Origin of the sequence: Megasphaera sp. An286, from assembly GCF_002163455.1 — a bacterium.
Lineage (GTDB): Bacteria > Bacillota > Negativicutes > Veillonellales > Megasphaeraceae > Megasphaera > Megasphaera stantonii.
Genome location: NZ_NFIY01000002.1, coordinates 148,332 through 170,340, shown reverse-complemented (window position 1 = coordinate 170,340; position 22,009 = coordinate 148,332). Strand labels below are relative to the sequence as shown.

General features: G+C 55.1%; 27 protein-coding genes. 22 read left to right on the top strand and 5 right to left on the bottom strand.

Going from position 1 to position 22,009, the window contains the following annotated elements; all coding sequences use genetic code 11:
• The first annotated feature begins 118 nt into the window (after window positions 1-118).
• Window positions 119-796, top strand: coding sequence for a hypothetical protein (locus tag B5F80_RS02070; RefSeq protein ID WP_239386282.1), 678 nt, complete (start codon window positions 119-121; stop codon window positions 794-796).
• A gap of 16 nt (window positions 797-812) precedes the next feature.
• Complete coding sequence (locus tag B5F80_RS02065) at window positions 813-1,850, top strand: aminotransferase class V-fold PLP-dependent enzyme (protein WP_087477151.1); 1,038 nt, start codon at window positions 813-815, stop codon at window positions 1,848-1,850.
• Between the two features lie 80 nt (window positions 1,851-1,930).
• Here the strand turns inward: B5F80_RS02065 and B5F80_RS02060 are convergent, their stop codons facing one another.
• Entirely contained in the window at window positions 1,931-3,442 is a 1,512-nt protein-coding gene (locus tag B5F80_RS02060) for a DASS family sodium-coupled anion symporter (protein WP_204246319.1), read from the bottom strand.
• Window positions 3,443-3,606: 164 nt separating this feature from the next.
• Window positions 3,607-5,265, bottom strand: a complete 1,659-nt coding sequence (locus B5F80_RS02055; protein ID WP_087477150.1) for an acetolactate synthase large subunit — start codon at window positions 5,263-5,265, stop codon at window positions 3,607-3,609.
• Between the two features lie 215 nt (window positions 5,266-5,480).
• Here B5F80_RS02055 and B5F80_RS02050 point away from each other — a divergent pair, with 215 nt between their 5' ends.
• Entirely contained in the window at window positions 5,481-5,930 is a 450-nt protein-coding gene (locus B5F80_RS02050) for a DUF523 domain-containing protein (protein WP_087477149.1), read from the top strand.
• 138 nt (window positions 5,931-6,068) lie between these two features.
• Here the strand turns inward: B5F80_RS02050 and B5F80_RS02045 are convergent.
• Window positions 6,069-7,489 (bottom strand): IS3 family transposase gene (locus B5F80_RS02045; RefSeq protein ID WP_087477148.1). Its coding sequence is split into 2 segments (ribosomal slippage): window positions 6,069-6,922 and window positions 6,922-7,489, totalling 1,422 coding nucleotides; the frame shifts between segments, so codons are not numbered across the junction.
• Window positions 7,490-7,593: 104 nt separating this feature from the next.
• Between B5F80_RS02045 and B5F80_RS02040 the strand changes: the two genes are divergently transcribed.
• From B5F80_RS02040 to B5F80_RS02035, 3 genes are read left to right on the top strand one after another with little or no spacing between them, the layout of a single operon-like run.
• Window positions 7,594-8,307: an alpha/beta fold hydrolase gene (locus B5F80_RS02040; protein ID WP_204246318.1), complete on the top strand. Its 714-nt coding sequence runs from the start codon at window positions 7,594-7,596 to the stop codon at window positions 8,305-8,307.
• Between the two features lie 7 nt (window positions 8,308-8,314).
• On the top strand, window positions 8,315-8,656 hold the full coding sequence (locus tag B5F80_RS11325) for a hypothetical protein (RefSeq protein WP_204246317.1): 342 nt from the start codon (window positions 8,315-8,317) through the stop codon (window positions 8,654-8,656).
• A gap of 26 nt (window positions 8,657-8,682) precedes the next feature.
• Window positions 8,683-9,543 carry an aldo/keto reductase gene (locus B5F80_RS02035; protein ID WP_087477147.1) on the top strand — a complete coding sequence of 287 codons (861 nt, stop codon included), beginning with the start codon at window positions 8,683-8,685 and terminating at the stop codon, window positions 9,541-9,543.
• Between the two features lie 54 nt (window positions 9,544-9,597).
• On the opposite strand, the gene B5F80_RS02030 is transcribed toward B5F80_RS02035, so the two are convergent.
• Window positions 9,598-10,026: a MerR family transcriptional regulator gene (locus B5F80_RS02030; protein WP_087477146.1), complete on the bottom strand. Its 429-nt coding sequence runs from the start codon at window positions 10,024-10,026 to the stop codon at window positions 9,598-9,600.
• A 167-nt stretch (window positions 10,027-10,193) separates the two neighbouring features.
• On the opposite strand from B5F80_RS02030, the gene B5F80_RS02025 reads away from it, so the two are divergent.
• The 16 genes from B5F80_RS02025 (at window position 10,194) to B5F80_RS01950 (ending at window position 21,017) form a co-directional block, all read left to right on the top strand.
• Window positions 10,194-11,378: an alpha/beta hydrolase gene (locus tag B5F80_RS02025; protein ID WP_204246316.1), complete on the top strand. Its 1,185-nt coding sequence runs from the start codon at window positions 10,194-10,196 to the stop codon at window positions 11,376-11,378.
• 136 nt (window positions 11,379-11,514) lie between these two features.
• Window positions 11,515-12,207, top strand: a complete 693-nt coding sequence (locus B5F80_RS02020; protein ID WP_087477145.1) for a flavodoxin — start codon at window positions 11,515-11,517, stop codon at window positions 12,205-12,207.
• A gap of 24 nt (window positions 12,208-12,231) precedes the next feature.
• Window positions 12,232-12,945 carry a carboxymuconolactone decarboxylase family protein gene (locus B5F80_RS02015; protein ID WP_087477144.1) on the top strand — a complete coding sequence of 238 codons (714 nt, stop codon included), beginning with the start codon at window positions 12,232-12,234 and terminating at the stop codon, window positions 12,943-12,945.
• Window positions 12,946-12,964: 19 nt separating this feature from the next.
• Entirely contained in the window at window positions 12,965-13,600 is a 636-nt protein-coding gene (locus tag B5F80_RS02010) for a flavodoxin family protein (protein WP_087477143.1), read from the top strand.
• A 191-nt stretch (window positions 13,601-13,791) separates the two neighbouring features.
• Window positions 13,792-14,151, top strand: coding sequence for a MerR family transcriptional regulator (locus tag B5F80_RS02005; RefSeq protein ID WP_087477142.1), 360 nt, complete (start codon window positions 13,792-13,794; stop codon window positions 14,149-14,151).
• Between the two features lie 17 nt (window positions 14,152-14,168).
• A complete protein-coding gene (locus B5F80_RS11235; RefSeq protein WP_204246315.1) occupies window positions 14,169-14,669 on the top strand; it encodes a cyclophilin-like fold protein in 501 nt (166 codons plus the stop codon).
• Between the two features lie 15 nt (window positions 14,670-14,684).
• The gene (locus B5F80_RS01995; RefSeq protein WP_087477141.1) at window positions 14,685-15,695 is read left to right on the top strand and encodes an aldo/keto reductase; all 1,011 of its coding nucleotides are present in this window, start codon (window positions 14,685-14,687) and stop codon (window positions 15,693-15,695) included.
• 14 nt (window positions 15,696-15,709) lie between these two features.
• The gene (locus B5F80_RS01990) at window positions 15,710-16,363 is read left to right on the top strand and encodes an NAD(P)H-dependent oxidoreductase (protein ID WP_087477140.1); all 654 of its coding nucleotides are present in this window, start codon (window positions 15,710-15,712) and stop codon (window positions 16,361-16,363) included.
• Window positions 16,364-16,406: 43 nt separating this feature from the next.
• Entirely contained in the window at window positions 16,407-16,850 is a 444-nt protein-coding gene (locus tag B5F80_RS01985) for a carboxymuconolactone decarboxylase family protein (RefSeq protein WP_239386281.1), read from the top strand.
• A gap of 132 nt (window positions 16,851-16,982) precedes the next feature.
• A complete protein-coding gene (locus B5F80_RS01980) occupies window positions 16,983-18,008 on the top strand; it encodes a DUF362 domain-containing protein (RefSeq protein WP_087477139.1) in 1,026 nt (341 codons plus the stop codon).
• 38 nt (window positions 18,009-18,046) lie between these two features.
• Window positions 18,047-18,451 carry a cupin domain-containing protein gene (locus tag B5F80_RS01975; protein ID WP_087477138.1) on the top strand — a complete coding sequence of 135 codons (405 nt, stop codon included), beginning with the start codon at window positions 18,047-18,049 and terminating at the stop codon, window positions 18,449-18,451.
• A gap of 26 nt (window positions 18,452-18,477) precedes the next feature.
• On the top strand, window positions 18,478-18,999 hold the full coding sequence (locus tag B5F80_RS01970; protein ID WP_232818780.1) for a cupin domain-containing protein: 522 nt from the start codon (window positions 18,478-18,480) through the stop codon (window positions 18,997-18,999).
• A 12-nt stretch (window positions 19,000-19,011) separates the two neighbouring features.
• Entirely contained in the window at window positions 19,012-19,623 is a 612-nt protein-coding gene (locus B5F80_RS01965; protein ID WP_087477137.1) for a flavodoxin, read from the top strand.
• Between the two features lie 32 nt (window positions 19,624-19,655).
• Window positions 19,656-20,153, top strand: a complete 498-nt coding sequence (locus B5F80_RS01960) for a cyclophilin-like fold protein (protein ID WP_087477136.1) — start codon at window positions 19,656-19,658, stop codon at window positions 20,151-20,153.
• Between the two features lie 82 nt (window positions 20,154-20,235).
• Window positions 20,236-20,487: a twin-arginine translocase TatA/TatE family subunit gene (locus B5F80_RS01955; RefSeq protein ID WP_087477135.1), complete on the top strand. Its 252-nt coding sequence runs from the start codon at window positions 20,236-20,238 to the stop codon at window positions 20,485-20,487.
• Between the two features lie 14 nt (window positions 20,488-20,501).
• Complete coding sequence (locus B5F80_RS01950; RefSeq protein WP_087477134.1) at window positions 20,502-21,017, top strand: methylated-DNA--[protein]-cysteine S-methyltransferase; 516 nt, start codon at window positions 20,502-20,504, stop codon at window positions 21,015-21,017.
• A gap of 56 nt (window positions 21,018-21,073) precedes the next feature.
• Here the strand turns inward: B5F80_RS01950 and B5F80_RS01945 are convergent, their stop codons facing one another.
• Window positions 21,074-21,937 carry a LysR family transcriptional regulator gene (locus B5F80_RS01945; protein ID WP_087477133.1) on the bottom strand — a complete coding sequence of 288 codons (864 nt, stop codon included), beginning with the start codon at window positions 21,935-21,937 and terminating at the stop codon, window positions 21,074-21,076.
• Between the last annotated feature and the right edge of the window lie 72 nt (window positions 21,938-22,009).

Here is a 22,009-nt window from a genome sequence, read left to right as displayed (position 1 = left end):
CTATACCACACTTGCCGAGGCTGTGCCACTATTTTTTGACACAGTACTTTAAATATTATAGAATAACGGTATTGGGAGTATCAACAATACGGAAATGTATCCAAATGAGGATGTGACAATGGTGAATGTAAAAGCAGGAATACTCGCCGCGGCGGCCGTACTGTCCCTGACGATGCCGCTGCTGGCTAAAGACAAGGGGACGGAGACGCCCTTCCCGAACTGGGGGATCATCACCGTGCCCGACGGCCTGTATATGGAAGAAGGGTACCAGCCGCTGCTCACGGCGGAAAGCTATGATAACGACGCGGCGGCTATGCTGGAACGGATATATACGATAGAGCCGCAGACGTATCAGCTGGTAAAGCGGGACGGCGCTTCGTTCCAGTACGGATATATGCTCCGCTACAGCGCCAATATTTGGGAAGTCGAAGCGGCCATTGACCGGCAGCGCGAAAAGGCCGGCATACTGCACAGCGCCGGCGTCAAGCCCAATATGGACGTGCTCATGGAGCGCACGGCGGCGTTGATGAAGCAGTGCCTGCCCGAAGACTTCAAGGTCGTGCAGCCCATGAGCTCCAAAAAGTTCAAAGGCCATGTGTTTTATGAATGCACGCTCCAGCGCAAGCTTATCATCAACGAGACGAATTTTGCCGAAACGATCCATTGCCTGGCCTGGCAGCACGGCAGCTCCGTAGAAATCGCCATCCTGTTCGCTAATGAAGCCGATCAGGAAGACAGCTTGCTTTCCGCCATGACAGATATGCTGAAAAACGCTGAAAAAATGCCTAAAAAATAAATGAGGAGGAATACAGATGGTACGATTTGAATGCGATTATTTGGAGGGAGCGCCCTTGCCGGTGCTGGAAGCCATTGCCAAGGCTAATTTGGAGCAGAATCCGGGATATGGGTTCGATCCTCATTCCGACCATGCCCGCGACTTGATTCGCCAGGCTTGCCAGGCTCCGGAGGCCGGCGTATATTTCCTCGTCGGCGGCACCCAGGCCAACCTTACGGTCATCGCTTCCTGCCTGAAAAACTATCAGGGCGTCATTGCGCCGCAGACGTCCCATATTTTCAACCATGAAACGGGCGCTATCGAAGCGACGGGCCATAAAATCCTGTCGGTCGAAACGGCGGACGGAAAGCTGACAGCTCAGCAGGTACGCGACGTCTGCCAGGCCTACTGGAAGGAAACGCACGCCCTGTTCTTTGTACAGCCCGGCATGGTCTATATTTCCCAGACGACGGAGGTCGGCACCATGTACAGCCGCGCTGAAATCGCCGCCATTCACGACGTCTGCAAGGAATACGGCATGAAATTATTCGTCGACGGAGCCCGCCTCGGCTACGCCCTGGCCGCGCCGGACAGCGACATGACCCTGGCCGATCTGCCGCAGATCTGCGACGTCTTTACCGTAGGCGGTACCAAGCAGGGCGCTTTATTCGGAGAAGCCGTCGTCATCATGGACGAAGACCTGTCCAAGGAATTTCCCTACCACATCAAGCAGCGCGGCGGTCTCCTGGCCAAGGGCTGGCTCTTAGGCGTACAGTACGAAGCGCTGTTTACGGATGACTTATACATGAAGAGCGCCCGTCACGCCGCCGACCTGGCCGTCAAGGTGTACAAGGGCCTGAAAGAAGCGGGCTATTCCTTCTTGTACGAGCATCAGACGAACCAGCAGCTGCCGATCGTGACGGAAGAACAGCTGAAGACAATCAGCCAATCCTATTCGGTAGACCACTTCGCCGATTTACCCGACGGCCGCATTGCCATCCGCATCTGCACGTCCTGGGCGACGAAGGAAAAAGACGTCGACGCCCTGCTGGCCTTTATGAAGACGCTGAAATAAGCGGTATAACTCAACGATACAGAAAAGAACAGCCCTGAAACGGCGCGATTCCGTTTTCAGGGCTGTCTTTGTATATAGAGTTAGGAAATAACCCATTTGACGACGTATATTGCCAAGGGGATGGTGACGCAGGCGATGCCGATGATGTCGATGTATACGCCCGTCTTGATCATTTTGGTAATGGGGATGTAGCCGCTGGCGTACACGATGGCGTTCGGCGGCGTCGAGACGGGAAGCATGAAGCCCAGCGACGAGGCCAGGGCGATGGCTACGGCGACGGGAACAGGATTGAAGCCGGCCGCCATGGCAGCCGTAATGCCCAAGGGGCCGACCATGTTGGTAGCTGCCGTGTGGGACGTGAGCTCCGACATGAGGAGGGACATGACGGCGAATACGGCGATGAGGGCTACCTCCGACGGATTGCCGCCGAGGGCGTCGATGATGAGCGTGCCGAACCATGTCGACAAGCCTGTGGCGTACATCATCGTACCCATCGACAGGCCGCCGCCGAAGAGGAGGAGGGTACCCCATTCGATGCCCTTAGCCGCTTCCTTCCACGACAAGGTAAACTGCCGTTCCTTGAAGTTGACCGGCAGGAGGAATAAGGCCAGCGCGCCGATGAGGGCGGCGACAGCTTCGGGGAACAGGCGGTTGTACAGCTTAATCATCGGGCTGCCCGGTTCGAGGACGATGCTCATGATGCCCGGCGTCACCCAGAGGACGATGGCGACGATAAAGGCGATCAGCGTATTTTTCTGGGCCCGCGTCCATTTTCCCAGCTCCTGGCGGCGGGCGGCGATGAATTCGTCGGCGCCGGCGATTTCCGAAACCTCCAGCGGATACATGCGGGCGAGGACGACGTAGGCGATGATGAAGTACAGGATCGTGCTGACGGCCCCCCAGACCATCCAGTCGAAGAAGGAGACATAAATGTGGCTCATTTCGCTCAGAAAGCCGACGATAATCAAGTTGGGCGGCGCGCCGATCGGCGTGAGCGACCCGCCGATGGATGCGGCATAGGCCGTCATGAGCATGATGCCCGTAGCGTATTTTGACGTGTGCAAGTCTAACATTTTGCCTTGGGCAGCGAACATTTCCTTAATAGCTCCTAACAACCCCAGGGCAATAGGGAACATCATAGCCGTCGTCGCCGTGTTGCTGACCCAGCCGGAGCACAGGGCCGTCGCCAGCCCCATGGCCAGGAGGATCTTCTTGGGATTCGAGCCGACCCAGCGGCGCGACAGGAGCCAAAAGGCGAAGCGCTTGTCCAGATGGTGATGCATCATGGCCGTCGCCAGCATGAAGCCGCCCATAAACAGGAAGATGAGCGGGTTGGCAAAGGCGCTGAAGGCCGTTGAGGCCGGTACAATGCCGATGACGACGGCCAGCGTCGGGCCGAGGAGCGCCGTGACCGGCAGGGGCAGCGGCTCTGTAATCCACCATAAGGCGACGAGCGTCATCAAGGCCAGCAGCTTATGGGCTGCCAGGGATAAGTCGGGCATGGGCGTTAAAAAGACGAGAAGGGCGCAGATAGGCGCGCCGAACAGACCGATGGTCCGCCTTCTCCGATCAAATGCAGATGTATGGCTCAATATAGGGCACCTCTTTCACATAAAATCAACTTGCCTGCGCGGAAGAAGGACGCGCAGATATAAGCAACCTATATTATAGCACTGTACTTTAAAGTATTGTAGAAATATACGTCATAATACAGAAAAAGAACTGAAAAATTTCAGTCCTTTTTCGTATACTTCTCTTATAAATTTGGCATAAGCTCTTTTAAGTGTTCCGTCAGCTTCATGTTTTCGCCGTAGTCGACGGGGCAGTCGATGATGACCGGCCGGTCTTGGGCGAAGGCCTCTTCCAGTGTAGGCAGCAGGTCTTCCGTCTTTTCGATGCGGTAGCCGATGGCTCCGACGCTTTCGGCGAATTTCACGAAGTCCGGATTGGTGAAATCGACGTAGGCGTGATGGCCGAACTGCATGTCCTGCTTCCACTTGATGAGGCCGTAGCTGCAGTCGTTGAAGATGAGGGTGACGAAATTCGTGCCCAGACGGTAAGCCGTTTCAAACTCCTGGCAGTTCATCATGAAGCCGGCGTCGCCGGTAATCGCCAGGACCTTCTTGTTGGGATGGACGAGCTTGGCGGCGATAGCGCCGGGGACGGCGATGCCCATGGTGGCGAAGCCGTTGGAAATAATGCACGTATTGGGCTTATAGCAGTTGTAGTGGCGGGCGATCCAGACCTTGTTGGCGCCGACGTCGGAAATGATGATGTCGTCTTCGCCCATGACCCGGCGGCAGTCGATGAGGGCCTTCTGCGGCTTGACCGGGAAAGACTGATCGGAGGCGTAGCTTTCGTGTTCTTCCACCATGCGGCGGCGTATATCCAGGGCGTACGTCGGTTTCTGCAGGCGAGCGGCCTTTTCCAGGATGCGGCTCAGGGAGTCCGTAATATCGCCGACGACTTCTACGGCTGGTTCGTAATTCTTATTGATATCGGCCGGCATGGTGTCGATATGGATGATGTCGGCTTGGCTCAGGTGCCACTTGGCCGGGGCGTATTCGATGATGTCGTAGCCGATGGCGATGACCAGGCTGGCCCGTTCCAGTACCTTGGTCTGGTAATCTTCCATGGGAATGCCTACGGTCCACAAAGAATAGGGGTTGTCAAAGGGAATGACGCCCTTGGCCATCATCGTATTGATGACCGGGATTTTCAGCGTTTCGGCAAATTTCGTCAGCATTTCCGAGGCGTGGTTGCGGATGGCGCTGCTGCCGGCCAGGATGACCGGATTTTTGGCGTAGGAAATCATGGCCGCCGCCGCTTCGATCTGCGACTGCAGGGCCGTTTCCGGCAGGATAGCCTTGCGCTGCATGGGCCGCTCCGTATCGGCGACGGGCATGTGGCTGATGTTTACGGGCAAGTCGATGAAGGTCGCTCCCGGCTTTTCCCGTTCGGCGTATTTGAAGGCCAGGCGGGTGATTTCCGCCATCGTATCGGGACGGACGACGGTGTAGGCCCGGCGGGTAATGGGCTCGAACATGGAGCGCAAATCTAAATACTGATGAGCCGTAATATGCATCTTATCCGTGCCGACCTGGCCGGAAATGGCGACGAGGGGCGCACCGTCGCAGTCGGCGTCGGCCACTCCCGTAATGAGATTCGTCGCGCCGGGGCCGAGGGTTGCCATGCAGACGCCGGCCTTGCCGGTTAGGCGGCCGTAGACGTCGGCCATAAAGGCCGCGCCCTGCTCGTGGCGGACGGTGATAAATTCGATTTTCGAACGTTCCAAGGCATTCATGATAGACAGGTTTTCTTCGCCGGGAATGCCAAATATGTAATGGACTCCCTCTTCTTCCAGGCATTCGACCAGTAAATCGGCCGTATTGCGCTGTTTTTTCGTTCTTGTCATAGGAAATCTCCTTTCGTCGCTGCGTATCTTGCCCGTATTATAGTATGACCGCTGTACTTTTGCAATTTTATCCCGTATAATTTAATGGAAATTTAATATTTTTTCATGGCGGCAATGGGCCGTATATGCTGTAGATATGCGGTTTTTCTGTTATCGAAAGGGAAAAATTATTTTAGTATATGAAAATGCATTTTTAAGAATAGGAGCGTGCAATTATGAACGTATTGATAAGCGCCTGCCTGCTGGGCCTTGCCTGCCGCTACGACGGGCAGAGCAAAGGATATTCCGCCGTCGAAGCGTTGCTGAAGGAAGCCGATATTCACCTTATCCCCTTTTGTCCCGAGCAGGGCGGCGGACTGGCTACGCCTCGCGACCCGGCGGAACGGCAGGGCGGCGCAGTGCGGACGAAAAGCGGCCGGGACGTGACGGAGCAGTATCGCCGCGGCGCGGCTATGGCTTTAAATTTGGCGAAGACCTTCGGCTGCACCGTCGCCGTGCTGAAAGAAAAAAGCCCGTCCTGCGGCAGCGGCCGGATTTACGACGGCACGTTTACGCGGACGTTGACGGCAGGCGACGGCGTGACAGCAGAGCTGCTGAAGAACTACGGTATTACTGTCGTCGGCGAAAGCCAGATCGAAAAATTTTTGAGCCAAGCGTTAACATAAGTGGATTGTAAAGAAACAAAATCCCCTTTGCCTGTTCATGAAATACCATGATTTGCTCTCTCGGCAAAAAAAATATTGATGTGACCCCAAAAAGTTAGACTTTAGTAACGAGGTAGTTTTTGCTATCTCGTTACTTTTTTATGCCGCGGACAAGGACAGCCTGTATTTGACAGGACTCTTCCAGCCTAGTTTTTCTTTGATTCTTTGTTCGTTATAGTATTTGATATACTGTTCGATGGCTGATTTCAATTCTTCGTAACTATAGTACACGACGCCATAGTACATTTCCTGCTTCAGTAGGCCGAAGAAGTTTTCCATCAAAGCATTATCCAGACAGGTACCTTTCCGGGACATGCTTTGAAAAATCCGTTCTTGCTTGAGCTTGCGGACGTATGCCTTCATTTGGTACGCCCAACCCTGATCGGAATGGAAGGTTCTGCGATACGGGCAATCCGCGGTGATGTCGATGGCTTCTGCCTGTGCTGCTAATATATTTTCAGCAGAAGGACGGTTCCCTATTCTATAGCTGAGGATTTCTCCATTGAACAGATCCAGAAAGGGATCCAGATACAGCTTATGCTGCGTCAGATGCCCCTGGGCATCCAATTCATAGTATTTAAATTCTGTCGTATCTGTTGTGATTTTCTGATGGGGAACCGTCGTGTGAAAGCGACGGCGTATTCTATTGGGAGCGATGGTTCCCACCTTCCCTTTGTAAGAGCTGTATCTGCGGCTCTTGCGCGTAAAACAAGTGACCTGAAGGCTCAGCTTTTGCATGATACGCTGTACTTTCTTCTTGTTCACGCGCCATCCCTGATTGGTAAGCTCACCCGTGATTCGCCGATAGCCATAGGTGGTATGCTGTTTGCAGAGTTCCTGTATGGTATCTTCTATTTCTTTGTCCGGATGTTCGCGGCCCATGCGTTTCTGCCAGTACATGTAGGTGGCTTTCGGCAAATGGGTGTAGGAGAGAAGATCTTTTAGTTTGAATTGTCCTCGGAGACTGAAGATGACGTTTGCAACCCTCTCCGCTTTGCTTCGTCCTCTAACCGCAGTCTCCTCAGTTCTTTTAAAACTGCATTCTCTATACGGAGTTTGAGAAGTTCATCCTCTAATTCCTTGACGTGCTCCGCACGGGTATCCACCTCCGTATGCTGAACTTGTGCTTCTGTTTCTTTTGCTTGCGATGTATTCAATGTCTTCTTCCTGCCTTTCCTGTGCGGTCTTAACGCATCCGGCCCAGCTATTTTAAAGTCATTTACCCATCTGACAAGTAGCGACGGATTGTTGATTCCCATTTGAAGAGCCAGTTCCTGATACGAGAGTTCGCTTGTTAAGTAAGACTCTACCACAGAAAGCTTTTCTTCGAAAGAGTATTCTTTCCGGGATCGAGATCGTTTTAAACCGGTATCCCCAAATTTTTGGTAGGCAGCCACCCACGTTTTTAACTGGCTGCTGCTCGACATGCCATGTTTTTGTGAAATGGAAGCATATCTTCCCTGATTGTCCAGGTATTCTGATACCAGTTGCTTCTTAAATTCATAACTGTGTTTCGCCATAAAAAAACTGACCTCCAATCGTTAGATTTTTGGTCTAACATTTGGGGGTCAGTTCAGTCCCGGTTTTTTTATACTATAGATATCAGGAGGGGAGGTTGATACCGATGAAATCAATATGGATTGCAGCCGCCGTCATGGCGTCGCTGGCGGCAAGTCCTGCTTCTGCCATGAAGCCGGTGACGATCGCAGACCAGGGCAGCTTTATGGCCGGCGGAACGGTCGTCACAGCTCCGGGAGCCTATGGCGGCAATACCAATCCGCTGAATCAGGCTGGACAGACGCTGCACGGCGACCACGCCTACGTGTTTTATCAGATACCGGCTCAGGCCCACAATACGGCGCTGGTTTTCCTGCACGGGTACGGTCAGTCCGGCAAGACTTGGGAAACGACGCCTGACGGGCGCGACGGATTTCAAAATATTTTTTTAGAAAAAGGCTATAAGACCTATATTGCAGACCAGCCGCGGCGCGGCAGAGCCGTCCGGTCGACGGAGCCGCAGGCTATCGGCGCTGTGCCTGACGACCAGCTGTGGTACAACAATTTCCGTATTGGCCAGTGGCCGCAGAAATTTGACAATGTCCAGGTCAGGGATGACGCGGTGTGGCGGGATCAGTTTTTCCGGCAAATGACGCCCGATATGGGAGCCTATGACGAAGCCGTTATCAGCGACGCTATGAAGGCTGTGTTTGACAAAGCCGGCGACGGCGTGTTTATCACCCATTCTCAAGGAGGCGGGCCGGGCTGGCGTACGGCCATAAAGAGCAGCCATGTCAAAGGCATTATCGCCCTCGAGCCGGGGACGTTTTTTTTTTCCTGAAGGGCAGGTGCCGCCTGTAGAGGAGACGACGAGCCCCTTCCCGGCGGCTGGCGTAGGCGTTCCGATGGACGACTTCATGAAGCTGACCCGCATTCCCGTGCTGGTGCTGTACGGTAGCAATATCCCGGCGGAGCAGACGCCTGTCTGGGGATTGGACAACTGGCGGGTGCGCCTGAACCTTGCTAAGGCCTGGGTCGACGCGGTGAACCGCTGCGGCGGCGACGCGACGCTTATCTATTTGCCCGATATAGGGATATACGGCAACACGCATTTTCTCATGTCGGATTTAAATAACCGGGACGTCGCCGATGTCATGGAACGGTGGATGAAAGAAAAACATTTTGATTAATATGGATTAATAAGGAGAGAGAGAGTATGAACTATATTACCTTAAATAACGGCGTAGAAATGCCTGCCGTCGGATACGGCGTCTATCAGGTTTCGCCGGACGAATGCGTGCGTTGCGTCGAAGACGCCCTGCATGCAGGGTACCGCCTCATCGACACGGCGCAGTCCTATGACAATGAATACGAAGTAGGGCAAGGGCTACGGCAGTCCGGCGTCGTGCGCGGCGACATCTTTTTGACGACGAAAATCTGGATTGCCAATGCCGGATACGAAAAGGCGAAGGCGTCGATCGACGATTCCCTGCGCCGTCTCCAGACTGATTATATCGATCTCATGCTGATTCATCAGCCCTTCGGCGACTATTACGGAACGTACCGGGCCATGGAAGAGGCGTATAAGGCCGGCAAGCTGCGGGCTATCGGCGTATCTAATTTCTTTGCCGACCGCCTCATCGACTTGTGCCACAATGTGGAAGTCATGCCGGCAGTGAATCAGGTAGAAACGCACGTATTCCATCAGCAGGCGGAGCTGCACGCTATTATGGACAAGTACGGCGTCGTTCACGAATCCTGGGGCCCCTTTGCCGAAGGCCGCAAGGATTTCTTTACTCATCCTGTGCTGCAGCGCATCGGCGCGGCTCACCACAAGACGGCAGCCCAGGCGGCGCTGCGCTTCCTCCTGCAGAAGGATATCGTCGTCATTCCCAAGTCGGTCCATAAGGATCGCATGACCCAAAATCTCGATATTTTCGATTTTTCCTTATCGGACGGCGAAATGAAGGAGCTCGAAGGACTGGATGAGAAGGAAAGTCTGTTTTTCTCTCACTACGACCCGAAGATGGTTGAATGGTTTTATGACATGGTAAAGGCCCGGAAGCTGCGGAAGTAGGGGCGGGACGGCAGAAAAAAAGCCCTGCTGCAAGGCAGGGGCTGCTGTGGCCTATTAAAGGGCGCCGTCGATGATGGCCTCGGCTATTTTTTCTCTGTCGGCGGCGCAGATGGTAAGCTCGCCTGACTCCAGGGCTTTTTGGTAGAAATTGCGTTTCCACCGCAGCGTTGCCAGGATTTTCTGCAAGTCGGCGATTTGCTGCTCTATTTCTTCCTGCTTGCGGACGAATAGTTCGTAGCGTTTTTTGACGGACGGGAAGCCTTCTTCGCACCAGTCGATGTACTGGCTGATGTCCTGGAGGCTCATGCCGGCCTTTTTCAGGCATTCGATGGTGTTGAGCATGACGACGTCTTTCTGCGTGTAGACGCGGCGGCCGTTGGGCAGGCGCTTGATATGGCGCAGCAAGCCCTGGTCTTCGTAATAGCGGAGCGTCGGCGTGGAAATATTCATTTTCTGCGCTAATTCGCCGATGGTGTATTCCATGAAATGTCACCTCGTTTATCGTAACATCATTGCATTTCCTATTGACATCAAGTTGACTTGAAGTTTTAAACTGATTATATCAACGGCGAGAGATATTGGCAACGTACATTTCTTTCGCTGCGAGACTTATAACCATAGAAAATCTAAAGTATTAGGAGGCATGTATTATGAAAACGTATAAAAAAGCATTGCTGTGCGCTTTACTGGGAACGGCCGCGATGGGCGTCGGCTTTACGCCGGCTTATGCCGCGGCGGCGAACGCCGTACCGCCTATCGGCACGCGTCATTTACCTGTATTTAACGAGCAAAGCGGCCAGGCGAAGACCTTTGCCAATGTGCCGGTAGAAGATGTCGGCAAATACAAGGGCAATCCGTACGGCCTTGTCTACGACGGGGCTATTAAGGAAAATGTGCCGGGCCAGGTCAATATTCATCCTATTACATACGACCTGAACGGCATTCAGATTGCCGCCAACGTCTATACGCCGGCGAACTACGACCCTAATAAGTCTTATGCAGCTGTCGTCGTCGCCCATCCGAACGGCGGCACGAAGGAACAGGTCGCCGGCCTGTACGCCCAGCTGCTGGCTGAACAGGGATATATCACGATTGCCGCCGACGCGTCCTACCAGGGAGCCAGCGGCGGATATCCCCGCCATACCGATAAGCCCCAGTACCGCGTCGAAGATATTCACGGCATGGTCGACATCATCTCCCTCTATCCCGGCGTAGATGAAAGCCGCATCGGCGCGCTGGGCATTTGCGGAGGCGGCGGCTATACGCTGAAGGCCGTCCAGACAGACCCGCGCGTCAAGGCCGTGGCGACGCTGAGCATGTTCAACAGCGGCATCGTCCGTAAGGACGGCTACGGCGCGACGACCCCTGACCCGGCCGTAGCGCAGAAGACCATCGCCCAAGCTGCGGCGGCCCGTCAGAAAGAAGTGACGACGGGACAAATCGACTATACGCCGCGGACGGAAAAAGTCCTTACGCCGGAACAGGCCGACAAGCTGCCCTTTGATTTGTACCGCGAAGGCTATTATTACTACGGCGTCAATTACGCCCATCCCAATTCGACCTTTACCTATACGGTCAGCAGTTTGATGGATTTGACGGCCTTCGACGCATCGCACAACATGGATTTGATTCATCAGCCCTTGCTCATGATTGCCGGGGAAAAGGCCGACTCGCTGTACATGACGCAGGACGCGTTTTCCAAGGCGACGGGGACGAAGGATAAAGAGTTGTTCCTCGTGCCGGGAGCGACGCATATCCAGACCTACTGGGTACCGGAATACGTCGATATTATTTCTCAGAAGCTGACGAAGTTCTTTAACGCCTATCTGCAGTAAGGAGACAGGCAGAACGCGGCGTGTTGACATTGCGACGAACGGCGCGATATTATGAATACATGCGTCGTGAGGCGGCCGCCTTGTGCAGTAAGGCCGGCATCACGGCGAACAGCAGCAATAAGGGAGGATATGTCTTATGAATAGAAAAAAATTAGCAGCGCTTATCGTATCCGCCTTAACGGCGATTACCGTCACGGCCTGCGCAACGCCGCAGAAGGAAGGTGAAACGGCTTCGGCTCCGCAGTCGAGAGGGATTGCCGTCGACGCCGACGCCTCGGCGTCCATCAAGGGAGCCGCCGTGCCGGAAGCGAAGTCCAACGGTCAAAGCCGCGTTGCCGTCGTGTATTTCTCCGAGCCGGAAACGGCGCAGAAGTACGACGTACAGGGTTCGACGCAGTACGTGGCCCAGGTGATTCAGGATAAGACGGGCGCCGATATATTCCGCATCGAACGGCAAGTCGATTATCCGACGGATCATGACGCCCTGACCGACCAGGCGAAGAGCGAACGGGAGCAAGGTGTTCATCCGGCCATTAAGGATACTATCGGCGATTTGAGCCGGTACGACACGATTTTCCTGGGCTATCCTATTTGGTGGTACGACGCACCTATGCCGGTGTACACCTTCCTGGACAATTATGATTTGTCCGGCAAGCAGGTATACGTCTTTGCGACGCACGGCGGCAGCGGGCTGACGGGAACGGTGGAACGCCTGCAGGCAGCCGAGCCGGGCGCGCAATTCGGCAGCAGCGCCTTTGCTGTATACCGCACGGATATTGCGTCGACGTCGCCTATTTACGCCTGGTTAGGAAATTTGGGATATAAATAATTGTGCAGAAGGGAGCGGAGGAGTATGAAACAACGATTGCTTTTCTTAATGTCCCTGTTCGTCCTGATGACTGTCGGCGGCGCGGCTTTCGCGGCAGCTCCGGCGGAGGATAAGGTGCTGTCGCCTCGGCAGGAGTCGATCGTCGTCATATCGGCCTTCGCTGCTCAAGGCGATTTGGAAAGCTTGAAGACTGCTTTGGCTGACGGATTAAACAATGGCCTGACGGTCAACGAAGAAAAGGAACTGCTGGTACAGCTCTATGCCTACGCCGGATTTCCCCGCAGCCTGAACGGACTGAATACGCTCATGACGGTGCTGGAAGAACGAAAGGCTCACGGCATTACCGATACGATGGGGCCTGACGCCGATCCAGTCGATCCAAACCGGGATCGTCACGCCATCGGCGATGCGAACCAGACGAAGCTTGTCGGCCACCCGGTCAAGGGGAACGTGTATGAATTTTGCCCGACGATCAGCGATTTTCTGAAGGAGCATCTTTTCGGAGATATTTTTGAACGGACGGTTCTGATGTGGAACGAACGGGAACTGGCTACCGTATCTATGCTGGCAGGCATCGGCAACGTCAACGCCCAGCTGGCGTCTCATATGAACGTAGCTATGCATAACGGCGTGACGGGCGATCAGCTGAAAGCCATGGCGAAGCTGCTGGGACAGCGTGTCGGCAAGGCGGCAGGCGATAACGCCATGATGGTAGCAAAAAGAGTATTAGGCGAATAAGCGATAGGAGAGACGGAATATGAAAGTCATCTTAGTCAACGGCAGCCCGCACGAAAAGGGCTGCACCTATACGGCCTTGGACGAAGTCGCGAAGACATTGCGCGAGGAAGGCGTAGAAGCGGTACATTTCTGGATCGGCAATCAGGCCGTCCGCGGCTGTATCGGCTGCTGCCGATGCGACGACCTGCACCGCTGCGTATTCGACGACGACAAGGTCAACGAATTTTTGAAGCTGGCCGGAGACTGCGACGGGTTTGTCTTCGGCTCGCCTGTCCACTGGGCCGCCGCCGGCGGAGCCATTACGTCCTTTATGGACCGGGCCTTCTACGCCGGGCAGCGCCGGGAAGATATGCCCTTTTACCTGAAGCCTGCGGCCGCCGTCGTCTCAGCCCGCCGCGCCGGCACGACGGCGACGTACGACCAGCTGAATAAATACTTCGGCCTCATGCAGATGCCGATTATTTCCTCGCAGTACTGGAATATGGTTCACGGCCACTGCCCTGACGATGTGCGGCAAGACGCCGAAGGCCTGCAGACCATGCGCACCCTGGCTCGAAACATGGCCTTCTTCTTGAAATGCAAGGAAACGGCCCTGCAGAACGGCGTGTCCCTGCCTAAGCGGGAAGAACAGATATACACCAACTTCATACGGTAACGCCTCGAAACGGGCGCGGCGCTCCGGCTATGCGGCCGAGACACCGCGCCCCCTTTCTTTTTTCCTAAGGGTCTCTGCTGGTTAAACCATGCCTGAATCGTATTTCTTAACAAAGAATACAAGTATTGGACGATGGTTCCGGCGGGACGTATACTGGAACCATAGAAAGGAACGACGAGAGGAGGGATCCGATGACCATTGACGAAGTATGCGAACGGTACTGCATTCCCAAGAGCGTACTGGAGGAATACGAGAAGCTCGGCTTGTGCAGCTCTGTAAAATGCGTCATGGGCCAATGGCAGTACGACGATACGGATGTAGAGCGGCTGAGCCTGATCATGACCCTTCACGACGTAGGGTTTACGAACGAAGAGGTAGAGGCGTACATGGGCCTTCTCTTGTCCGGCGGCGACACGCGGGAAGCGAGGCTGAAGATGCTGGACAAGCTGCGCCAGCAGGCCGTCGACGAAATCCATTTCCATCAGAAAAAATTGGACTGGCTCGATTATCTGCGCTATCAAATCCGTCAGCATAAGGAAAAAGTTTTATGACGAGGAGGAATGAGAGTATGAGACTGGTCAAGCAGTATCTAATGGCTGGGGCCGTTGCCCTGACCGTCCTGTCCCTGACGGCCTGCGGCTCGGCGGCGGAGAGTAGGGTCTCTTCCAATCGTCCGGCAGAACAGGCAAAGGCTGCGGCACAGCAAATGCCGGCGGCGGAGCAGCTTGTCCGCGTGACGGACAGCCAGGGGACGACCTTGACCCTGCATTTGAACGGCAGCCCGGCGGCGAAGGATTTGTGCGCTCAGCTGCCTCTGGATATTGCGGTGGAAAACTACAGCACGAATGAAAAGATTTTCTATCCGCCGAAAAAGCTCAATACGGCCGATACGCCTATGGCTAAGCCGAAGGTGGGCATGGTAGCCTATTACGCGCCGTGGGACGACGTCGTATTGTTCTACGCGCCTCTGAACGGCGGCGAGCTGTACGAATTAGGATATGTAGAAGAAGATGCCGGCCAGATTGAGAAGCTGAGCGGCACGCTCCATATCGAGCAGGTACATCCATAGGGAGGGGGATATCATATGGAGTATACGAAATTAGGCAATACGGATATTACGATTTCCAAGCTGTGCCTCGGTTGCATGAGCTTCGGTGACAGGGCCAGCCAGATGCACGCCTGGACCTTGAATCTGCAGGACAGCGAAGCCATTATCAGGCATGCCCTGGATTTGGGCATCAACTTTTTCGATACGGCAAACTGCTATTCTGCCGGCACGAGCGAAGAATATCTGGGCCGGGCTATCAGGAACAACGCGGCCCGGGACAAGGTCGTCCTGGCGTCGAAGGTCTATTTTAACGACGGCCATTTATCCAAGGAGGCCATACAACGGGAAATCGACGGCACCCTGCGCCGTCTCGGCACGGAGTATCTCGACTTGTACATTATTCACCGCTTCGATTACGGCACGCCTATAGAAGAGACGATGGAAGCTCTGGACAGCCTGGTCAAGGCCGGTAAGGTGCGGGCCTTAGGCGCGTCGGCCATGTACGGCTACCAGTTTTACAACATACAGCTGGCGGCGGAGCGAAACGGCTGGACGCCTTTCTCGTCCATGCAGAATCACTACAGCCTGCTGTACCGCGAAGATGAACGGGAACTCATTCCCATCTGCAGCCAGATGAACGTATCCCTGACGCCGTACAGTCCCTTGACGGCAGGACGGCTGGCGCGGCCTGAGTGGAAGGCCGATACCCTGCGCAGCCAGACCGACAAGGTGGCCGTAGAAAAGTACGACAGTACGCAGGTCATGGATTCGCGCATCGTCAAACAGGTGCAGGACATCGCGGCGGAACACGGCGCGACAATGACCCAGATCGCATTGGCCTGGCAGTTTGCCAAAGGCGTGGCGTCCCCTATTATCGGTGCGACGAAGATGTGCTACTTAGACGACGCGGCCGGGGCATTTGACGTGACGCTGACGGCAGGCGACATGGCGCGGCTGGAACAATTTTACCTGCCCCATAAAGTCGTCGGCGCCCTCGACGAAGGCAAGCCGTCGCCGTCGGTACTGGCGGCCAACGTCGGGACGTAAGGGAGGCGTTTGGCATGGACCGGCGGGAATTTTTGAAATGGACTGGAGCCGGCGCGCTGACCTTATTTCTCAGCGGCTGCGGCAATATATTGACCCGGGCCGAAAGCGCATCCGGTATCGTTGGAGGAGGTAAGCATATGAATATCGTCGTAGTGACGGGAAGCCCTCATAGAGAGGGAACGTCGGATGTATTAGCCGACCGGTTTATCGAAGGAGCCCAGTCGGCAGGGCACAATGTATTCCGCTTTGATGCGGCCTTTGAAGATACGCATCCCTGTCGGGGCTGCGACCACTGCGGCATGGACGGCGACTGTATCTTTAACGACGCTATTTCGCAGAAGCTCATGCCGAAGATGCTGGAAATGGATTTGATCGTGCTGGTCACGCCGCTGTACTATTACGGCATGTCGGCTCAGCTCAAGACCGTCGTCGACCGCTTCTATTCGCGGACGGGACGGCTTCACGGCAAGAAATCCATCCTCATGGCTACGGCTTGGAACAGCGCCGACTGGACGATGGAGGCCCTCGTCCATCATTATGAAACGCTCGTGCGCTACATGGAATGGACCGACGTCGGGCAGGTATTGGCCGTCGGCTGCGGCTACAGGGCGCTCATCGAGCAGTCCCAGTTCCCCGACCAGGCCTACCGCCTGGGGGCCAGCTTATAAGCTTGTACATGTATTATTCTGTACCTGATAGGGAGGTCTTGAAATGAACTTTTTGAAGATGCAGAAAAAAGTTGCCGCTATCGTTGCGGCAGCTATGATTACGACGACATTAGTACCGATGGGAGCGATTGCAATGACAGAAAATCAAACGGAAAAGAAAGCAGTAAAAATTGTACAGACGGCAGGACGGGATCAGCTCGGCGAATTTGCCCCTGAATTTGCCCGCTACAACGACGACATTTTATTCGGCGAAGTCTGGTCGCGCAATGACAAATTGTCCCTCCGCGACCGCAGCATCGTGACGGTGTGCTCGCTCATCGGCTCGGGCGTCATCGACAGCTCGCTGAAATACCACTTGGCGACGGCTAAGAAAAACGGCGTGACGAAGGAAGAAATGGCGGAAATCATTACGCAGCTGGGCTTCTACGTCGGCTGGCCGAAAGCCTGGGCGGCCTTCAACATGGCAAAGGAAGTATACGCCGAATAAGCCTCAGGACGGCAAATTTTACGGAGAAATATCTTGACATAAAGTTAACTCTAACATTTATAATGAAACATAATTAAAGTATATAGATAATATACATTTATATATGACGACTACAAAAAGGAGTGACTTTAAATGAAAGATTTGTCGAGACGAGATTTCTTTAAATTGGCCGGCGTAACGGCTGCCGGCGTGGCATTGTCGGGCGTAGGCCTGACGGACTTGCTGGCCCAGGCTCCCGTTGTCGGGGCGGCCGACGTGACGGGTAAAGCGACGGCGGGCTCGCGGGCCAAGGTGTACTTTACGAAGCACATCGACGCGGCCCATCTGATTCAGCTGTACGATAAGATCAACGAAGGCATTTACGGCAAGATAGCCGTCAAGCTCCACACCGGCGAAAAGCACGGCCCGAACATCCTGCCGCGGGATATGGTAAAGGAATTCATGGCTCATATTCCCGACAGCACGATCGTCGAAACGAACACGCTGTATGCCGGCGACCGCTACACGACGGAAGGCCATCGGGAAACGCTGAAAGTCAACGGCTGGACTTTCTGTCCCGTCGATATTATGGACGAATTCGGCGACGTCAATCTGCCCGTCCGCGGCGGCAAGCATTTGAAAGAAGTCGCCATGGGCGGCCACATCGTAAACTACGACTCCATGGTCGTCCTGACCCACTTCAAGGGCCACGCCATGGGCGGCTTCGGCGGCTCCATGAAGAATATCGCCATCGGCTGCGCGTCGGGACAGGTTGGCAAGCGGCAGGTTCACGGCGTGACGGGTACGCCGCCGGAAGACTGGGGTGCCTGGCCGGCGAAGGAGCATCTCATGGAGCTCATGGCCGATTCGGCGAAGGCGACTGTCGATTATTTCGGCAAGCACATCGTGTTTATCAACGTCATGCGCCGCATGTCCGTCGACTGCGACTGCGCCGGCACCAGCGCGGCGGAGCCGACCATCCCCGATATTGGCATCGTAGCCTCGACGGATATTCTTGCCGTCGACCAGGCCAGCGTCGACTTGGTATACGGCCTGCCGTCGAGCCAGAATCATGACTTGGTGGAACGCATCGAATCGCGTCGCGGCCTCCATCAGCTGCAGGCCATGCGCGACCTCAAGATGGGCAACGACCAATACGAGCTGATTTCTATTGACTAACTATGCAAATTTCGTTTGCAGAGAAAGAAGGATATACGATGGATGAAAAAGAAAAAGCAGGGCTGTTCGGCTTAGGCCAGACGAACGACGCCTATGCCCAGTATTTTGTCGGCCAGAGCTATTTGAATTTGCTGACAAAGGATCGTTTGGTTACGGCCAACGTCACCTTTGAGCCGGGCTGCCGCAACAACTGGCACATTCACCACAAGGGCGGTCAGATTCTCTTGTGCACGTCAGGCCGCGGTTACTATCAGGAATGGGGCAAGGAACCGCAGGAACTTCATCCCGGCGACGTCGTCAACATTCCGCCGGAAGTGAAGCACTGGCACGGTGCGGCTCCCGACAGCTGGTTTGCCCACGTGGCCATCGAAGTACCGGCAGAAGGGGCGTCCAACGAATGGTGCGAACCTGTCGATGCCGAAGCATACAATAAGTTAAAATAATACTTTTTGCTAAAGGAGAATGACTGATGAAAAAGATAATGCCTTTTCTCATGACGACGCTGGCGGCTCTGTCCTTTGCGGCTGCGAGCCCTTCACAGAGCATGGCTGCCGATACGGTTCAGCCGGTTCAACGCGCCGCCATGTCCGAAGCCGAAGCCGGCGCAGGTATGTTCGGCCTCGGCAAATCCAACGACGCCTACGCCCAGTATTTCATCGGCCAGAGCTATTTAAATCCCCTGACGACAGAGGGCCTGTCTATTTCCAACGTCACCTTTGAGCCGGGCTGCCGCAACAACTGGCACATCCACCATAAGGGCGGCCAGATCCTCTTGTGCACGTCGGGCCGGGGCTATTATCAGGAATGGGGCAAGCCAGCTCAGGAACTTCATCCCGGCGATGTTGTCAACATTCCGCCGGAAGTGAAGCACTGGCACGGCGCAGCTCCGGACAGCTGGTTTGCCCACATTGCCATCGCTGTGCCGGCTGAAGGCGCGTCCAATGAATGGCTTGAAGCTGTAGACGACGCCCAGTATCGTCAGCTGAAATAGGAGTGAGATAGGATGAAAAAATTAGTTATGATGATAGTAACGGCCTTTGCGGCCCTGATGCTCGTCGGCTGCGGCGCGTCGGAAAGCGGCTCGGCCAGCGCGGCGGCTCCCCAGGCGAAGGCGGGAGCTATTGCTGATACGATAGACGGCGGCCTGCAGGGCAAGAAGGTCCTCGTAGCCTACTATTCGTGGAGCGGCAATACGAAAGCCGTTGCCGAACAGATTCAGCGGGAAACGGGCGCCGATATCTTCTTTATCCAGCCGCAGACGCCATATCCCGGCGATTACCGCGAATGCGTCGATATTGCCAAGAAGGAAATGAATAAAAACGCCCGTCCGGCCGTTGCCAATACGGTAGACAACATGGATCAGTACGACGTCGTGTTCGTCGGCTACCCGATTTGGTGGGGCAAGGCGCCGATGTTCGTGTACACCTTCCTGGAAAGCTACAATTTACAGGGCAAGACTGTTGTTCCCTTCTGCACGACTGGCGGCACGCCTATCAGCGGCAGTATGGCCGACGCGCAGAAATCGGCGGCAGGGGCGCAGCTCGTGCGGGGCAGCGATTCGTCCGACCCGGCAGCCGTGTCGAAATGGCTTAAGGATATTCACGCCGTGCAATAAGCAGATGAGCGCATAGAAATGGAGGGGAAACGATGAAAGGAATAGCTTTATTGACCGGAATCATCGGAGCGGCTGTCCTCGTTTCCGCCTTCTGTGCCTTTGGGCCGGGCAGGGCCGATGCGACGGAAGAGCAAGTCGTCGTCATTGCGCCGGTCCAGCCGGCCTATGCCCGTCAGATAGACGTGGCCTTCGAAGGAGGCCGGGCCCGTGTCGGCTTGCTCGACAAAGAAGCGGCGATGGAATTTGCCGAACGGCAGCCCTTGTCCATCCAGCTGGAGCGGAAGCCCGAGCGGATTGTCGTAGCCGGCGTGCCTGACGGCGTTTTCCAAGGAACTCGCGGCGGAGTAGAAGCGCCGGTCATCGGCGACGTCGTCCTGGACGTCCAGGCCAAAGAGGTATATATCTGCTGCCGCGATATGGACGCGTCGGACGGCCGCGTTCTCTTGGGACACGTCACGTCCGGCATCGAGCTGCTGTCGCGCATGGACGGCGCCTTTGAAGCCTTCGCCATGGCGGCGGAAGATTTGTAAAGTTTTTGCGGCGGCGCTTTTTTATTTTTGCAGGCCGTGATACAATAAAGGCGACGTTTTTATAAAGAAAGAGGGACACACCATGCATTTAGGCGCACAGGAATTGATAGTTATCTTATTGATTGTCTTGATCTTGTTCGGCGGGAAAAAAGTCGCCGGCCTGGGAAAAGCGATGGGGACGAGCCTGCGCGAATTCAAGGAAGAAGTCAATAAGACGAGCGACGCCGTCAAAGACGGGGCCGACGCGGTGAAAGCCGAAGCGTCGGAAGCAAAGCAAGCGGCCGAAGGGGCCGTCAAGGCGGAAACGACAGACCGAAAGAACGAAGCAAACTAGACGGGAGCACGACGATGTATTGGAAGACGACGTATCTGTCGCCTGTAGGCGAATTAACCTTAGCGGAAAAAGACGGCTGCCTGGCCGGACTGTGGATCAAAGGGCAGAAATATTATCTGGCGTCCTTGGACGAGGACGATGTGTCCGATGGAGAAACGCCGACCTTGGCTAAGGCGAAGGGCTGGCTTGACGAATATTTTGCCGGCCGCCGGCCGTCCATCCTGGCCTTGCCCTTAGCACCTCAGGGGACGGCCTTTCAGCGCTGCGTGTGGCAGCTCCTGTGTCACATTCCCTATGGGCAGACGAAGACGTACGGCCAGATAGCCGAGGAAGCGGCAGCGCTGCGCGGGATACCCTCGTCCGCCCGGGCCGTAGGAACAGCTGTCGGACATAATCCTATTTCCATCATCATTCCGTGCCACCGCGTCGTCGGCGCGAAGGGCCGCCTCACAGGCTATGCCGGCGGCATCGATAAGAAAATACAGCTCTTAGCGCACGAAGGGGCCGACATGGAGCAGCTTCACCGATAACTGCATATATGCGAAAAAGCAGCTTGCCAAAGGGACAGGCTGCTTTTTCGTCGTGGTTAGGAGAAGGCTTCGATAAATTTTTCCGCCAGGGACGAGAAATACCGGTTTTTCATCCAAATGGCCGTCAGGCGCGTATAGAGCCGCGGCTCGTCGATGATTTTTACGTGCAGACGCGAGTGCGTCGCCAGCGTGAAGGCCGATTGGGGAAGGATGGCCATGCCCAATCCGGCGTTGGCCCACAGGAGGCTCGTGCGGGCGTCGTCGCTGCGGCAGAAGATCGTCGGCGTCATGTTTTGGGCGGCGCACGTATCCTGGACGAGCTGGTCGAAGCGTCGGTAAATGATGAGGGGCTTGTCGGCCAATTCCCTCAGGGAGACCGTATCGCGGCGGGGACACCAGTCCAGCTCGTCGGTCAAGGCCAGGACCATGGGCTCTTCGCTGAGGAATTTGTAGTGAAAGGGCTCGTAATTGAAGGGCGTGCGGACGATGCCGATTTCGATGAGGCCCTTCGTCAGGAGGTCGATGATCTTGAAGGTATTGCCGTCGTATACCTCGAAGCGCACGCCGCAGTACTGGCGGTGAAATTGCTGCATAAAGGGGCGGAGGATGACGCTGCCTGACGACGATACCATGCCGATAGACAAGGTGCCGTAGACGCCTTCCTTGAAGTCCTTGATTTCCCGCAGCGTCGAATCGGACAGGTTGATGATCTGCTGGGCCCGGCGAAACAGGAGTTTTCCGGCGTCGGTTAGCTCCGTCTGCCGGGAGCCGCGCTTGAACAGGGCGACGCCCAGCTCGTCTTCCAGATGCTTCATCTGCTGGCTCAAGGGCGGCTGGGCCATGTGCAGTTTTTTAGCCGCCGCCGTGATTTGGCCTTCTTCGGCGACGGTAATAAAGTAAAGTAGTTGGCGAATGTCCATATAAGGCACCTCTTTATATATGATTTTCATATGTATGGGCAATAAAACCAATATTTTTAATATATATTGCTT